This is a genomic window from Parageobacillus toebii NBRC 107807, assembly GCF_003688615.2.
In the GTDB taxonomy this organism is placed as follows: Bacteria; Bacillota; Bacilli; order Bacillales; family Anoxybacillaceae; genus Parageobacillus_B; species Parageobacillus_B toebii.
This window is the reverse complement of sequence record NZ_CP049703.1, coordinates 1,900,568-1,916,152: the sequence shown is the minus strand read 5'-3', so window position 1 is coordinate 1,916,152 and position 15,585 is coordinate 1,900,568. Positions and strand designations below refer to the sequence as shown.

Sequence of the window (15,585 nt, the reverse complement as noted above, 5' to 3'; positions counted from 1 at the left end):
ACTCCTCCTTACTACGGATTCGTTACACGAACCCCTTGAACATAAATATTAATCGACTGTACAGAAAGCCCTAACATTTGATCAAGCGTATATTTCACTTTTGTTTGCACATTGTGAGCAACTTCAGAAATTTTCGTTCCATAGCTAACAATAATGTACATATCGATATGCACTTCCCCATTTTCTTCTCGGACAATCACACCTTTAGAAAAGTTTTCCCTCCGCAAAATTTCAGAAATTCCGTCTTTAATTTGATTTTTCGATGCCATTCCAACGATTCCGTAGCAATCGACCGCAGCGCCCCCTGCAATCATCGCAATTACATCATTGGAAATTTCGATTCTCCCGTATTTCGTTTGCAATTCAATGGACATGACAGTTCCCCCTTCGGAATTGTTCGCATAGCTACAGTCATTGTACTATAACGCTCTGCTTTTTAAAAGTTCTCCCATCGCCCACTAGTATTATTTAGCCGAAAATAAAAATATATGTCAAGGATATTTTCTTGAAAGATAAAACATCATATATTGAAATTTAACTGTTTGTATGGTAAATTATAATAGTGTTTTTTAGACTCACATCGGAATGCGGTACGAGTAAGGAGGGAAAAAAGATGGCAAAATGCTTTGTGACAGGAAAGAAAAAATCTTTCGGCAATTCACGTTCACATGCGATGAATGCAAATAAACGCACATGGAAAGTAAACCTTCAAAAAGTTCGTATTTTAGTCGACGGAAAACCAAAACGTGTATGGGTGTCTGCCCGCGCATTAAAATCTGGAAAAGTACAACGCGTTTAACGGACACCGCATAATAAAAAAGCACCAAAAAATTGGTGCTTTTTTATTATCCTTTTTTAAAGGAATTTAACATGGCACGCACAATTCCACCAAGAAATTTCGGTAATTTAATGGTATAAAATTTCATTCCGATTCCCTCCTCACTGCCATCATAACGGACTTTCCTTCATCTCTTTATAAGTATATTCCCTTCACTTTAAATCGTACCTACATCGCTACTTCTTATCATCATTAATATGCCTTTGGAAAATGAAAAAGTACCAGAAGATTGGATAAGTTCATTACTAATACATAGTGTCGAACCTCGAAAAATATGACTATTTGTTAGCGGATATTTAAATCCATCCAACGTCATTCCTTTAATATCATTGGAAATCGGAATGTAAGAAACGTATCGATATCGTTCATCGTAAAAAACGGTGTACGTGCCTGGAAGATGGACAGTCACAATATTTTGTCTGTCGATCATCTCAATCGGTTTCCCTGCGTATTTGATCAGCAATTGAACATTGCCAAATAAATGGTCAAGGCGGCCGCCGGTTGCTCCAAAAATGCGGATTTTATCCGCTTCTTGCTGCACCGCCCAATCAAGCGCAATTTCCATATCGGTTTTATCTTTTTCCGCCGGCCATATATCAAGATCATCGAGTGTTTTTTGTAGTAATATAATCTCTTCCATCGTCATGGAGTCAAAATCGCCAAACGCTTTTATCGGCCGGATTCCCGCTTCAAGCAGCGTCTTTGTTCCACGATCCACCCCGATCCATCGTACATGTTCTCCATCGTAACTAGCTAAAGAGGGAAGATGTTCACTCGGTCCGCCGCCGACAATATGAATAAACATACGTTTCTTCCTTTCTTGCTTACTCTAAAGCGGAAGGTTATACACCTTCCGCCTCATTTTCGCCACGAATGGCACGAATCGCCGCAGCACGGTCACGTTCATTATAAATAGCAGAACCAGCAACAAGCACGTTTGCCCCAGCCTCCATGCATAGGCGGGCTGTTTTGGCATTAATCCCGCCATCTACTTCAATTTCTACAAATCGTCCTCTTTCTTTCACCAGTTGCGCAACTTGTCGAATTTTTGGCAATACAGATGGAATAAATTTCTGTCCTCCAAATCCTGGATTAACTGTCATCAATAACACTAAATCAACATCATCGATAATATGTTGAATCATTTCTACCGGCGTATGTGGATTTAAGACAACTCCGGCTTTTACTCCTTGCTCTTTAATTAAATGAATCGTACGATGCAAGTGTGGGCACGCTTCCACATGAACGGATAAATAATCCGCTCCCGCCTTTGCAAAAGCAGGAATGTATCGGTCAGGCTGCTCAATCATTAAATGAACATCTAAAGGAAGCTTTGTAATGGGACGAATCGCTTCGACAATTAGCGGTCCGATCGTAATGTTCGGCACGAAATGGCCATCCATCACATCAACATGAATGTAATCGGCTCCACCTTGTTCCACGTCACGGATCTCCTCAGCAAGCCGCGCGAAATCGGCGGATAAAATCGATGGTGCAATTTTTACCATAGTTAATACCTCGGCTTTCGTTCTTTAATTTCTTCGACAAAACTAATGTAATTCTCATATCGATAAGAAGGGATTTTACCCGATTCGACCGCTTCTCTCACAGCGCATTTTGGCTCCGCGATGTGCAAACATCCGCGGAATTTACATTCCTCGCTGCGCTCACAAAACTCTGGAAAATAAAGCGGCAGCTCTTCCAATTCTATATCATCAAGCTCTAACGCACTAAAACCTGGCGTATCAGCAACAAGGCCGCCGCCAATTTCCAACAATTCTACATGGCGGGTTGTATGTTTTCCACGTCCTAAATGTGTAGAAATATCATTGGTTTTTAACTGCAAATCCGGACGGAGCGCATTTAAAAGCGAGGATTTCCCGACGCCGGATTGCCCAGCAAAAACGGAAATATGCCCTTCTAAATATGAAAGCAACTGTTCTACTCCTAATTTGGTGATGGTTGACGTTTCAATGACATCATAGCCTATTTGCCGATAATCACGAATATATTGTTCCATTGTTGGTTTTGTCTGGTCGTCCACTAAATCCATTTTATTCACGACAATAATCGGACGAATATGTTTGGATTCGACAAGAACGAGAAAACGGTCGAGAAGTCTTGTGCTAAAATCTGGCTCCACTGCCGAAAACACTAAAATCGCTTGTTCTACGTTAGCGATTGGCGGACGAACGAGCCAGTTTTTTCGTTCGCGTATATTCATAATATATCCTTCTGTTTCGCTCGTCGCCTGAAACTCGACATGATCCCCGACAAGAGGAGTAATTTTCTGCTTTCGAAATACTCCTCTGCCTCGGCATTGAAACACCTTTCCTTCCGATAATACATAATAAAATCCGCTTAGCGCTTTAATAATCTTTCCTTCTGCCATAGCCTCACTCCTTTGTGACATTGTTTGGATATGGAATTGTTCCTTCATCCTTTACTACATTGTTTACAATGACACGATAATACGCCGTTTCCTTATATGGAATTTCAAATTCCACCGTCTCCGTTACCGGTGCGGTCAGACGGTATGTTTTATACGGCGTTGTCATATTATGTTTGGCATCTTGAATATATAATTGCGCTTCCATCACTTGTCCTTCTTCTTCCGGTTCATATGGAATTTCAATATCTTTTATCACCGTTTTCACAGGAAGCGTCTCCTTGCCGCGTGAAATAATTACTGTAATGGTATCGCCTTTATCTACTTTTTCATTGGCTGTAGGTGTTTGAGAAATAACGAGCCCTTCCGGAACTTTATCCGAATATTCGTATTTTACCTTCAAGTACAACTGTTGATCATCTACATAATCACGCACACTCTTTTCTGTATATCCCGTCAAGTCTTTCAACATAATTTTTTCCGGACCAAGGCTGACAGTGAAAATCACTTTTGTTTCTTCAGGAATGACTTTATCTCCTGCATAAGGAAATTGATCGATAATGGTACCAGGCGGCTTGTCGCTATAACGTTCATTGCGTGTAACATTCATAAAATTTTCGTTTTTCAGCTGTGCTTCCGCTGTTTCGATATCTTCGCCGATAAAATCGCCAAACTCTACTTTCTTTTTACCGATGCTTTTATAAATAATAACAGCAGATCCTTCCTTTACCATCATTCCTGCTTCCGGTTTCGTGCGTACAACCTTTCCTTCTGCGATTTCGTCATCCTCGACGTCAATCGTATCTTTAATCTCCAATCCTAGCGATGATAACTTTTCGACCGCCTCGTCATAATCTTCATTGACGACATTCGGCATTGTCACTTCTTTCGGAAAAATCAAATCGGGAATCCACGTAACAGCGCTCACCCCCGCTGCTGCAAGAAATAAAAATAACGCAGTAAGCCAAACAATCCATTTTCGCTTTTTCTTCGGTTTTGTTTCTTTTTTCTCTTCTTCCTTTTTTTCTTCGTAAACAATGGTTTGCTGTTCCAGCCCGGCGCTGACAAGGCTCTCTCTAATAACAGGAATCGCCTTTGTCGGTTCTTCATCATCGGCAGGAATCATAAATTTTTGCTCATTGACGCGTTCCGGATCTAAAGCCGTGCTGATATCCTCATTCATTTCCCTTGCCGAACGGTAACGATAAAACGGATCTTTCGCCGTCGCTTTTAAAATAATATTCTCGACACTTTGAGGAATACTAGGATTCCATGCTTTTGGAGAAGGAGTTTCCGCCTGCAAATGTTTGAGCACAATCGATACGGCAGACTCTCCAGAAAAAGGGAGCCGCCCTGTTACAAGCTCAAACATGACAATTCCTAGGGAGTAAATGTCGGATTTTTCTGTCGCAATTCCGCCTCGCGCTTGTTCGGGGGACAAATAATGAACAGAGCCAAGCACCGAATTTGTTTGCGTAATCGTAGTAGAACTACGGGCAACGGCAATCCCGAAATCAGTTACTTTTACATCTCCATTCTCATCAATTAAAATGTTTTGCGGCTTAATATCCCGATGAATAACCCCGTTTTCATGAGCGTGCGCAATCGCTGATGTTAATTGCTCCATAATATGAAGCGCCTTTGGAACCGGGAGGGGGGCGTGCTGATGAATATATTGTTTTAATGTATACCCGCGCACATACTCCATGACAATATAATAAATGCCTTCATCTTCTCCAACATCATAAATGGTGACAATATTTTCGTGATTCAAACTCGTTGCCGCCTGTGCTTCGCGGTGAAACCGTTTGATAAACTGTTCATCATTGGCAAAATCAAAGCGCAATACTTTTACGGCGACGTCTCGGTCTAAAATGATATCTCTCGCTAAATAAACATTTGCCATCCCACCGCCGCCAATTAAACTAATAATTTTATAGCGATCATTTAACCGTTTGCCGATGAGCATGCGGATCACCTACTTTCACGTTCCAATGAAAAATCAATAATTGCCAGCGTAATATTGTCTTCTCCTCCATGTTCATTTGCCAAGTCAATTAGCGCTTGCGCCTTGTGCTCGAGCGAGTCGTCTGATGTCAAAATATGTACCATCATTTGTTCCGATACTTTGTTTGACAAACCATCCGAACATAAAAGCAACATATCATGCTCATCGATGCTGATTGTCTTCATATCCAATTTCACTTCTTTTTCCGTGCCGAGCGCGCGCAACAAAACATTTTTACGCGGATGGTGTTCTGCATCTTCCTTTGAAATTTGCCCCGTTTTCACTAATTCATTGACGAGTGAATGGTCTTCCGTAATTTGCTGAAATCCATTTTTATTTAAAAGGTAACAACGGCTGTCGCCAATATGGCCGACCGTGACAAACTGGTCAGTGCAAATCGCGCTGACAATCGTTGTCCCCATTCCTTGGCATTCCGTATGCTTCAAGGAATGCTCGAATAAAATCCGGTTCACAGCCGCTACATGATCTTTCAACCATTGCTCTGCTATATCTGGAGAAGAGATGTGCTCTGACTGTTCCCATTCTTCTTTTAAATAGGAAATCGTCATTTCACTCGCAACATCGCCGGCGCGATGTCCCCCCATCCCATCTGCAACAACCGCCAAATAATGCCCGTCTTTATTTTGAAAAACTCCGCCGCTGTCTTCGTTGTGAGCCCGAATTTTACCAATGTCGGTTTGAAAAACGACTTTCATTATTTCACCTCGTCTCTTCTTTTCGCTCCTTCGCGCGAAGCTGCCCACATGCTGCGTCAATATCGTGTCCGTGTTCGCGGCGAATCGTAACATTGATTCCATGTTTTTTTAATGCGCGTTCAAACGCAAAAATTTGGTCGCGCGGCGTCCGCACATAATTTCGTTCCGGCACATAGTTTACTGGAATTAAGTTAACGTGGCATTTCAATCCTTTAATGAGCTCGGCTAGCTGTTCCGCGTGTTCGATTTGGTCATTGACTCCGCCAAACAATCCGTATTCAAACGTAACGCGTCGCCCTGTTTTTTCAATGTAATAACGGACAGCATCCATTAATTTTGGAAGCGGATATGCTTTATTGATCGGCATTAACTTCGTGCGCAGCTCTGTCGTCGGGGCATGTAGCGAAATCGCAAAATTCACTTGCATTCCTTCATCCGCAAATTGGTAAATTTTCGGGATGATCCCGCTTGTAGAAACGGTGATATGTCGTGCACCGATGTTCAACCCTTTTGAATGGTTGACGATTTTTAAAAATTTTATCAGCTCATCGTAATTGTCAAACGGCTCGCCGATTCCCATGACAACAATGCTGCTTACGCGCTCTCCTTGTTCATCAAGCGCTTTTTGTACTTTTACGACTTGCGCTACAATTTCTCCTGCTTCTAAATGACGCTTCAATCCGCCAAGCGTCGAAGCGCAAAATGTGCAGCCGATGCGGCAGCCGACCTGTGTCGTTACACAAATGGAATTTCCATAATTGTGACGCATCAACACTGTTTCAATCGAATATCCGTCATGAAGTTCAAACAAAAATTTAATGGTGCCGTCTTTTGATGTTTGTTTCACTAATGTTTTTAATGTTGTAATATCGAAATGTTCGCTTAGTTTTTCACGTAACGTTTTCGGAAGGTTGGTCATCTCAGAAAAATCGGTTGCCCGTTTTTGATATAACCATTCATATATTTGCGTGGCACGAAATGGTTTTTCTCCTTGCTCGATGATCCAATCTTTTAACTGTTCGAACGTAAGTGAATAAATCGATGGATTGCGTGATACTGTTTCTTCTTTTTTCTGTTTTGCAATATTCGTCTGTTCCAACGAAGCTACACCTTCTTTCGTAATGATGCGATAAAAAATCCGTCCGACCCAAAATAATGTGGAAGAAGATGCAGTTGCCCGTTGTGAACGTATGGTTGTACTTTTTCGGGCAACCGCAGTTTCATCGTTTCATCTGGTGAAAATTCTGGGTGATCGTCTAAAAATTGAGCAATGACCGCCTCATTTTCATCACGGTCAATCGTACATGTGCTATATACAAGCGTACCGCCCTTTTTTAACAATGGCGCAACTGCGTGCAAAATTTCACGTTGCAACGCCACAAGGGAAGGAATATCTGCTTCCGTTTTTGCATATTTAATATCTGGTTTACGGCGGATGACGCCAAACCCCGAGCACGGGGCATCAACTAAAATTTTATCAAACATCTCCCGCTCAAATACTTCGCCTAAACGTCTGCTATCAAGCACACGCGCAGAAATATTCGTAAGCTGCAGTCGTTTCGCATTCTCCTCGATTAAATTCACTTTATGTTCATGAATATCCGCACATATTACTTGTCCGGTGTTGTTCATTAACTCTGCGATATGGGTCGATTTTCCGCCCGGCGCAGCACAACTGTCAAGAACGCGCTCATGTTCTTTCGGTCCAAGCGCCCGTGCCACTAACATCGAGCTTTCGTCTTGAATCGTAATCCATCCGCGGCGAAACGCATCCGTGTGCGCAAGATTTCCTCTTTTCGCTTGAATCGCTTCCTCTGCCACCTCGCCGAGTACCACTTCCATTCCTTCTTGCTTGAGCTTGTCTATTGCTTCCTCGACAGTTATTCTTGCGGTATTCACCCTCGCTGTTTGCTTTGGCGGCAACAAGTTCGTTTCACACATCCGTTTTGTTTCTTCAAGTCCGTATTGCTCGACCCAGCGCTTGACAAGCCAGAGTGGATGGCTTGTCGCAACGGCTAGCCGCTCCACTTCATCTTCTATTTTCTCAAGAGGCGGCACCCCTTGACGTTGAATGGCGCGCATCACCCCGTTAACCAGCGAAGCGACCCCTTGATGTCCTCGTTTTTTCGCAATTTCCACCGCTTCGAAAATCGCCGCGCGGTCAGGGATGCGGTCTAAATACAATACTTGATAAAGGGTCAAGCGAAGAAGCACGCGAACCCACCGCTCTAGTTTGCGCGCTTTTTTCAAAAACGGGGTCAAATAATAATCGAGCGTATCCCGGCGCTGAATCGTTCCGTACACAATTTCCGTCAACAGCCGGACATCTCTTTCGGAAAGACGATGCGTCTCAATCATTTTATTTAATAATAAATTGCTGTACGCTTCTTTTTCTTCGACAGCCAACAATGTTTCCAAAGCGACTTCTCGTACGTTTTTAGCTTTCATGTTCATCTCCTAGCTTCATTCCAATAGTGAGATGGGCGCCGGCGCCGCGCAAAAATTGCGCCGCATTCATCCGTTTTTTCCCCGCCGGCTGCAATTCTGTAATTTTAATTGCCGTTTCATTGCCGGTCGCAACAACAATTCCATCCTGTACGATATCAATAATCGTTCCGGGTTCTGCTTTTTTCGGAGCCGGAACTTTTTCTCCCCACCAAACCTTCCATACATTTCCGGCAAACGTTGTATATGCAACTGGCCACGGGTGCAAGCCGCGTATATGGTTATAAATGTCTTCTCCCGGCTTTGTCCAATCAATCTTTTCTTGTTCGCGTTTAATATTATACGCATATGTTGCTTTTTCATCGTCTTGTTTGATTGGAGTTAATTTTCCAGCTACTAATTGCGGAATCGTTTCTGATAACAGTTTTGCCCCGGCAATGCTTAATTTATCATGAAGCGTGCCAACCGTATCGGTTTCGGTAATCGGTACTTCCACTTGTGTTAAAATATCGCCGGCATCGAGCTTTTCCACCATATACATAATCGTGACGCCTGTTTTTGTCTTTCCTTGCAAAATCGCATAATGAATCGGAGCGCCGCCACGCAATTCCGGAAGCAATGAAGCATGGACGTTAATGCAGCCGTATTTCGGAGCATCGAGCAATGCTTTCGGCAAAATTTGGCCAAACGCCGCTGTCACAATTAAATCTGGCTTGAACGCCAACACTTGTTCATATTGTTCTTTTTCACGAATTTTTGTCGGCTGCAATACCGGAATTCCGTGTTTTTCCGCTTCCACTTTGACAGGCGGCGGTGTCAACTCCCGCTTTCTTCCTTTCGGTTTATCCGGCTGTGTAACGACGGCAGCAATGTTATAGCCATCTTCTATTAGCTGCTTCAATATAGGAACAGAAAAATCCGGTGTTCCCATAAACACAACTTTTATCATCTTTCCATCATCTACCCTTCTAATTCCTCCGGATCGTAATAACGAATTACTTTCGAAGTAAACAATATTCCGTTTAAATGGTCGATTTCATGTTGAAGCGCGCGCGCTAAAAATTCGGTTGCTTCAAGCGTAAACACCCGACCGCGCCGATCTTGAGCACGAACTTTTACATAATTGGCGCGTTTTACTTCACCAAACAGCCCTGGAAAACTTAGACAGCCTTCCGGACCGATTTGCTCCCCGCGCGCTTCTATAATGCGCGGATTGATCAGTTCAATCCGGCCGTGCTTGTCACCGACATCAACAACGGCAATTTGTTTCGCGATTCCGACTTGAGGCGCGGCTAAGCCGACGCCGTCCGCATCTATCATTGTTTCATACATGTCATTTAACAGCTGAATAAGCTGACGGTCAAATTGTTTTACCGGTTCGCACACCGTTTCTAAAATATCCGCTGGGTATGTCACAATTGGTAAGATTGCCAACACAATTCCTCCATTTACATCATTGTATATGGGTTCGTATCGATCGTAATCGATAAATCTCCTTGGGAAACATCGTGCTGATAACGATCGATAACCGCTTTTAATACCCGTGTCATGTTCGGCTCCCGTTTGTATTTTATCATGCATTGATAGCGATATCTATCATGAAGTCGAGCAATCGGTGAAGCGACAGGGCCAAGAATGATCGCTTCATTCGACAGCTGTGCCCGCAAATATGCCGCAATCTTTTCTGTCACAGCCACCGCTTTCGTTATTTCCGGATGTGATACGGTGATTAATGTCAAATAGTAAAATGGCGGGTAGCCGTACATTTTACGAAGCACCATTTCTCTTTGATAAAATGCATCATAATCGTGTTTAGCGGCAAGCGTGATGCTGTAATGCTCCGGCGTATACGTTTGGATGACGACTTCGCCGGGAAGCTCGTGGCGCCCGGCGCGCCCGCTTACTTGTGTCAACAGCTGAAATGTTTTTTCTGAAGCGCGAAAATCAGGAAGATGGAGCATCGTATCTGCGGCCAACACGCCGACAAGCGTTACTTTTGGAAAATCAAGACCTTTGGCAATCATTTGTGTGCCAAGCAAAATATCGGCCTTCCCTGCGCCAAACTCAGCAAGCAGCCGTTCGTGGGCGCCTTTGCGGCTCGTTGTGTCGACATCCATGCGGATCACGCGCGCTTCGGGAAGCAGTTTCGTCAATTCTTCTTCCACTTTTTGCGTCCCCGTTCCAAAAAAGCGAATATGCTCACTTCCGCATGATGGACAGCGATACGCAATCGGCTCCTCGTGTCCGCAATAATGGCATTTTAATCGCTGCTCGACCCGATGATACGTCAATGAAATATCACAATGTGGACAACGAATCACATAACCGCAATCACGGCACATAACAAATGTCGAATAGCCGCGCCGATTTAAAAACAATACAGACTGTTCTCCTTTATGAAGACGGTCTTTCAACTTTTCGAATAACGAGCGCGAAAACATCGAACGGTTTCCGCTCCGCAGTTCTTCCCGCATATCTACAACATGAACGTCCGGCATCCCATTATCGCTTATCCGCTTTTGTAATGTCAGTAACTGATATACCCCTTTTTTCGCCCGCGCAAACGATTCAAGCGAAGGAGTAGCGCTGCCGAGCACGACAGGACATCCGTGGACGCGGGCGCGGTAAATCGCCACATCACGGGCGTGATAACGCGGATTTTCTTCTTGTTTGTAACTTGTCTCATGTTCTTCATCAATAATAATCATGCCGAGATTTTCAAACGGAGCGAAAATAGCAGAACGGGCGCCGACGACAAGCTGCACTTCTTTCCGATGAATTTTTCGCCATTCATCATATTTTTCACCGACAGATAAACCGCTATGAAGCACTGCCACTTGTGAACCGAAACGCCCTTTAAACCGTTCGACCATTTGCGGCGTCAGCGAAATTTCCGGAACAAGAACAATCGCTTCTTTTCCTTGCCGCAATACTTCTTCAATCGCTTGCATGTAAACTTCTGTTTTTCCGCTTCCCGTCACGCCGTATAGCAAAAACACCTCATGCTCATTGGCTCTTACGCGCTCAACAATGGCGGAAAGCGCTTTTTCTTGCTCATCGGTAAGCGGAAGCGGCGCTGTTTTTGAAAACGAACGATGCTCATATGGATCGCGATATACTTCGATTTCTTTTTCTACAACGAGTCCTTTTGCGGTCAACGCTTTCAGCGAAGCATAGGAAGCATCGGTCTGCTCTAACAGCTGCTTCAACGGCATTGCTTCATCCGCAGACAGAAGAACCGTTAACAACTGTTTTTGCTTGGCGGCGTTTGCCGGCAATGCGTTAATGGCACGCGCGATTTCTTCATGCGATTGCGCCAGTTCCACGTACTTCACCGTTTTTGCTGTTGCTTTTTCTTTTACATGGTATACGACTTCTAAATAGCCTTGTTGAATCGCCTTTTGCAACGGCCAAAGCAGATCGCTATGCTCCACTTCTTTCCAATCAATGGCAGTGCGATCCACAAAAAGCGGCTGAATCGCTTCCGGCAGTAAAAAGCGATTTTCTGTACGAACGAGCCGGATTTCCTTTTCATATTTTGCTTTCATCGCTGCCGGAAGCATCGCTTGGTAAGCGGAAATCGCAAAACAAAGCGTCGTTTCTGTTAAATATTTCCCTAACTCGAGCAGCTCTTCGTTTAATACAGGGGTGACATCTAACACTTCTTCAATCGGTTTCAATGTTTTTACGTCCGAGTGAGACTTAATATCGATCACAAACCCTTGCAATCGCCGCGGACCGAACGGAACGGTGACACGCATGCCTGGCTGCAATACATCTTCCCATTTTTTTGGGATGGCATAATCAAAAGGCCGATCCGTCTGACGCGAAGGAACATCTACAATAACCGCTGCTACTTTCATCGAATCGCCTCGATATAATGATGAATTTCTTTTAAAATTTCTTCTGCTACTTGTTTTTTCGGCAAAAGTGGCAGCGAACGTACGGAGCCGTCGCGTTTGAAAATGGTCACAATATTCGTGTCGCCAGCAAACCCCGCTCCTTCTTCCGAGACGTTGTTGGCAACAACCAAATCCAGCCGTTTGTTTTCTAATTTTTGCCGGGCATATTCCTCAACATGGTCCGTTTCCGCCGCAAATCCGACTAAAATTTGCGTCGTTTTTTGTTCACCTAGCGTTTTTAAAATATCAACCGTTCTTTCCATTTCAATCACATAGTCGCCCGGCTGTTTTTTTATTTTTTGATCAAACACATGCTTCGGTCGATAGTCAGCCACCGCCGCCGTTTTGATGACGATATCCACATGCGGAAAGCGATCCATCACCGCTTCATACATTTCTTGCGCAGACTCTACTCGAACGGTTTCTACGTTTGCTGGCGCATCCAGCTCCGTAGGACCAGAAATGAGTGTCACCTCCGCACCAAAGCGCGCTGCCGCTTCCGCAATCGCATAGCCCATTTTCCCTGTGGAACGATTAGAAAAAAAGCGGACAGGATCTAATTTTTCACGTGTCGGTCCCGCGGTGACAAGAACTTTTTTTCCTTTTAAGAAAGGATTGAGGGAGGCAAAATATGTTTCGATATTGTCAATAATTTTTTCTGGTTCTTCTAGTCTCCCTTTTCCGACATATCCGCAAGCTAAATACCCTTCCGACGGCTCAATAAAGCGATAGCCAAAGCGATATAGCGTTTCGATATTGGCTTGCACTGCCGGATGTTCGTACATATGAACATTCATTGCCGGCGCGATCCATACCGGCGCTTTTGTCGCTAAAAGCGTTGTTGTAATCATGTTGTCGGCAATGCCGTTTGCCAATTTTCCAATTGTATTGGCGGTAGCAGGGGCAACAAGAACAAGATCAGCCCAATCTGCGACATCAATATGAGCAATTACCGCTGGATTTTTTTCTTCAAATGTATCCACATATACTTCGTTGCGTGATAATGCTTGGAATGTAAGCGGAGTAATGAATTGACAGGCAGCTTCACTCATCATTACTTTCACATTGGCACCGCGCTGGGTTAATTGGCTCGTTAAGGCAGCGGCTTTATAAGCTGCAATTCCCCCTGTTACACATAATAAAATGTTCTTTCCATTCACCATATTAGAAACACCTCTACTATACTTTTGTAAAAAAATAACAACCTAACAGCTAGGTTGTTATTTTTCTTCTACTAATTCGATATGGTCCGCAGCAATTTCCTCTAAAGCTTGCCCAACAAATTTTTTCGACACCGGATTTTTAATGGTTAATTCTTCATTTTCCTGAAGTTGACGCGCGCGTTTCGCTGCAACCGTAACAAGCTTATATTTCGAATCCACTTTTTGCATCAACAAATCGATGGAAGGATATAGCACGGTTTATTCCACCCCCAACATTTTTTTATAGCGTTTTGCCACACGTTCTCGTCGGCAATGTTCAGCAATCACGATCGCTTTAATCCGCTCGCACGCGAGCTCGACTTTATCGTTTTCCACGACATAATCGTAAGCATCCATCATTTCAAGTTCTTCTTTTGCTGCTTTCAAACGATTTTGAATGAGCTCTTCTGACTCTGTACCGCGCGCTATAATTCGTTTTTTCCAATTCGCTTAAACTTGGAGGGGCAAGGAAGATAAAAAGACCTTCCGGAAACACTTTGCGCACTTGAAGCGCCCCTTGCACTTCAATTTCCAAGAACACATCTTTTCCTTCTTGCAACGTTTTTTCCACATAATCAATTGGAGTTCCATAGTAATTGCCAACGTATTCTGCCCACTCAAGCAATTTGTTTTCACGAATCATTTGCTCAAATTCTTCGCGCGTTTTAAAGAAGTAATCGACACCATCGACTTCTCCTTCCCGCGGTTTCCTTGTCGTTACGGAAACGGAATAATGCAAATTAATATCCGGCTGGGAAAACAATGCTTTTCGCACCGTTCCTTTTCCAACGCCAGACGGTCCAGACAACACAATCAATAATCCTCTTTCACTCATAGATATATAAAACCCTACCCTTCCTCCGATAAATCATCGCTTCCATATAAACGATTGGCTACTGTTTCCGGTTGAACGGAAGATAATATGACATGATCGCTGTCCATAATAATGACAGCCCGTGTTCTCCTTCCATGAGTGGCATCAACTAATTTTCCGCTTTCTCTCGCATCTTGAATAATTCGTTTAATTGGTGCTGAATCGGGGCTGACAATCGTAATAATGCGAGCGGCTGATACCATATTTCCATATCCGATATTAATAAATTTTATCCCCACGAAATGCCCACCTGCCATAAAAATTATTGTTGCCGCAATTGGGCAGTTCTAAACGATTACTCGATATTTTGCACTTGCTCTTTCATCTTTTCGAGCGCGCTTTTCATCTCTACTACTTGCGCAGCAATTCGGCTATCGTTCGCTTTTGCCCCGATCGTATTCACTTCTCGGTTTAACTCTTGTACTAAAAAGTCAAGCTTTCGACCGATTGGTTCGTCTTTTTCGAGCGTTGCGGCAACTTGCTTAAGGTGGCTGCGAATCCGCTTTAGCTCTTCGTTAATGTCCGCTTTTTCCGCGAAAATCGCCACCTCTGTTAAAATGCGTGACTCATCGGCAGGAAGTGGAACAAGCTCATTGATACGTTTCATTAACCGCTCGCGATAATGATCAATGACGCAAGGGGCCCACTCCTCAATCGCTTGCACGCTTTTTTCAATACTAGAAAGCTGCGTTTTTATATCAACAAGGAGCGCCTCACCTTCCTGCTTACGCATAAATGCAAGTTGCTCTGCTGCCTCTTTGACTGCTGCAAGTAACAGTTGCTCCATTTCCTCATTGTTGGTTTCTTCTTCAATAATTTCCACAACACCTTCGAGCTGAAATAAGTGGGAAAGTGTCACACGATCATGCAAAGAAAACTGCTCATTCGCTCTTTGCAAACTATTATAATACTCCTTCATTAAATCCCAATCAATATGTAATTTTCGCTTCACCAATCCATCGCCTTCGATATTGACAAAAACTTCGATTTTTCCCCGTTTCACGTACTGCAAAATTGCTTTTTTTATTTTATCCTCAAAAACAATCCATTGTCTAGGGATGCGGATGGAAATTTCACAAAAGCGGTGGTTCACTGACTTCATTTCCACGGTAATGCTTAGCTGTTCATTCTTTTTCGTGCTGCGTCCAAAGCCTGTCATGCTATAAACCATGTCATCACATCCGTTTATGTGAAATCCAAAAAAGAAAAGG

General features: G+C 43.6%; 17 protein-coding genes and 1 pseudogene. 1 reads left to right on the top strand and 17 read right to left on the bottom strand.

Going from position 1 to position 15,585, the window contains the following annotated elements; all coding sequences use genetic code 11:
• Positions 1-11 precede the first annotated feature (11 nt).
• On the bottom strand, positions 12-374 hold the full coding sequence (locus DER53_RS09935; protein WP_015863406.1) for an Asp23/Gls24 family envelope stress response protein: 363 nt from the start codon (positions 372-374) through the stop codon (positions 12-14).
• Between the two features lie 239 nt (positions 375-613).
• Between DER53_RS09935 and rpmB the strand changes: the two genes are divergently transcribed.
• Positions 614-799, top strand: a complete 186-nt coding sequence (rpmB, locus tag DER53_RS09930) for a 50S ribosomal protein L28 (RefSeq protein WP_015863405.1) — start codon at positions 614-616, stop codon at positions 797-799.
• 46 nt (positions 800-845) lie between these two features.
• On the opposite strand, the gene spoVM is transcribed toward rpmB, so the two are convergent.
• The 16 genes and pseudogenes from spoVM to DER53_RS09850 all read right to left on the bottom strand — a co-directional run bounded on the left by spoVM (position 846) and on the right by DER53_RS09850 (position 15,545).
• A complete protein-coding gene (gene spoVM / locus DER53_RS09925; protein ID WP_003394991.1) occupies positions 846-926 on the bottom strand; it encodes a stage V sporulation protein SpoVM in 81 nt (26 codons plus the stop codon).
• 69 nt (positions 927-995) lie between these two features.
• Complete coding sequence (locus tag DER53_RS09920) at positions 996-1,643, bottom strand: thiamine diphosphokinase (protein ID WP_062753435.1); 648 nt, start codon at positions 1,641-1,643, stop codon at positions 996-998.
• Positions 1,644-1,680: 37 nt separating this feature from the next.
• Entirely contained in the window at positions 1,681-2,346 is a 666-nt protein-coding gene (rpe, locus tag DER53_RS09915) for a ribulose-phosphate 3-epimerase (protein ID WP_015863403.1), read from the bottom strand.
• A gap of 2 nt (positions 2,347-2,348) precedes the next feature.
• Complete coding sequence (gene rsgA / locus DER53_RS09910; protein ID WP_015863402.1) at positions 2,349-3,230, bottom strand: ribosome small subunit-dependent GTPase A; 882 nt, start codon at positions 3,228-3,230, stop codon at positions 2,349-2,351.
• Between the two features lie 4 nt (positions 3,231-3,234).
• Positions 3,235-5,196 carry a Stk1 family PASTA domain-containing Ser/Thr kinase gene (pknB, locus tag DER53_RS09905; protein ID WP_015863401.1) on the bottom strand — a complete coding sequence of 654 codons (1,962 nt, stop codon included), beginning with the start codon at positions 5,194-5,196 and terminating at the stop codon, positions 3,235-3,237.
• A gap of 5 nt (positions 5,197-5,201) precedes the next feature.
• Positions 5,202-5,951 carry a Stp1/IreP family PP2C-type Ser/Thr phosphatase gene (locus tag DER53_RS09900; RefSeq protein ID WP_015863400.1) on the bottom strand — a complete coding sequence of 250 codons (750 nt, stop codon included), beginning with the start codon at positions 5,949-5,951 and terminating at the stop codon, positions 5,202-5,204.
• A gap of 4 nt (positions 5,952-5,955) precedes the next feature.
• The gene (rlmN, locus tag DER53_RS09895) at positions 5,956-7,035 is read right to left on the bottom strand and encodes a dual-specificity RNA methyltransferase RlmN (RefSeq protein WP_373467267.1); all 1,080 of its coding nucleotides are present in this window, start codon (positions 7,033-7,035) and stop codon (positions 5,956-5,958) included.
• Between the two features lie 20 nt (positions 7,036-7,055).
• Positions 7,056-8,399: a 16S rRNA (cytosine(967)-C(5))-methyltransferase RsmB gene (gene rsmB / locus DER53_RS09890; RefSeq protein WP_062753437.1), complete on the bottom strand. Its 1,344-nt coding sequence runs from the start codon at positions 8,397-8,399 to the stop codon at positions 7,056-7,058.
• Complete coding sequence (gene fmt, locus DER53_RS09885; protein ID WP_015863397.1) at positions 8,389-9,345, bottom strand: methionyl-tRNA formyltransferase; 957 nt, start codon at positions 9,343-9,345, stop codon at positions 8,389-8,391. The genes rsmB and fmt overlap by 11 nt, the downstream gene beginning before the upstream one ends.
• 11 nt (positions 9,346-9,356) lie before the next feature.
• Positions 9,357-9,830, bottom strand: coding sequence for a peptide deformylase (def, locus tag DER53_RS09880; RefSeq protein ID WP_062753439.1), 474 nt, complete (start codon positions 9,828-9,830; stop codon positions 9,357-9,359).
• Between the two features lie 14 nt (positions 9,831-9,844).
• Entirely contained in the window at positions 9,845-12,259 is a 2,415-nt protein-coding gene (priA, locus tag DER53_RS09875; RefSeq protein ID WP_062753441.1) for a primosomal protein N', read from the bottom strand.
• The gene (gene coaBC, locus DER53_RS09870; protein WP_015863394.1) at positions 12,256-13,461 is read right to left on the bottom strand and encodes a bifunctional phosphopantothenoylcysteine decarboxylase/phosphopantothenate--cysteine ligase CoaBC; all 1,206 of its coding nucleotides are present in this window, start codon (positions 13,459-13,461) and stop codon (positions 12,256-12,258) included. Before coaBC ends, priA begins: the two co-directional genes overlap by 4 nt.
• 57 nt (positions 13,462-13,518) lie before the next feature.
• Entirely contained in the window at positions 13,519-13,716 is a 198-nt protein-coding gene (rpoZ, locus tag DER53_RS09865; protein WP_015863393.1) for a DNA-directed RNA polymerase subunit omega, read from the bottom strand.
• 3 nt (positions 13,717-13,719) lie between these two features.
• Positions 13,720-14,335 (bottom strand): annotated as a pseudogene (gene gmk, locus DER53_RS09860) (guanylate kinase).
• Positions 14,336-14,349: 14 nt separating this feature from the next.
• The gene (gene remA, locus DER53_RS09855) at positions 14,350-14,613 is read right to left on the bottom strand and encodes an extracellular matrix/biofilm regulator RemA (protein WP_015863391.1); all 264 of its coding nucleotides are present in this window, start codon (positions 14,611-14,613) and stop codon (positions 14,350-14,352) included.
• 56 nt (positions 14,614-14,669) lie between these two features.
• Positions 14,670-15,545, bottom strand: a complete 876-nt coding sequence (locus DER53_RS09850) for a YicC/YloC family endoribonuclease (RefSeq protein ID WP_062753443.1) — start codon at positions 15,543-15,545, stop codon at positions 14,670-14,672.
• Positions 15,546-15,585: the final 40 nt, after the last annotated feature.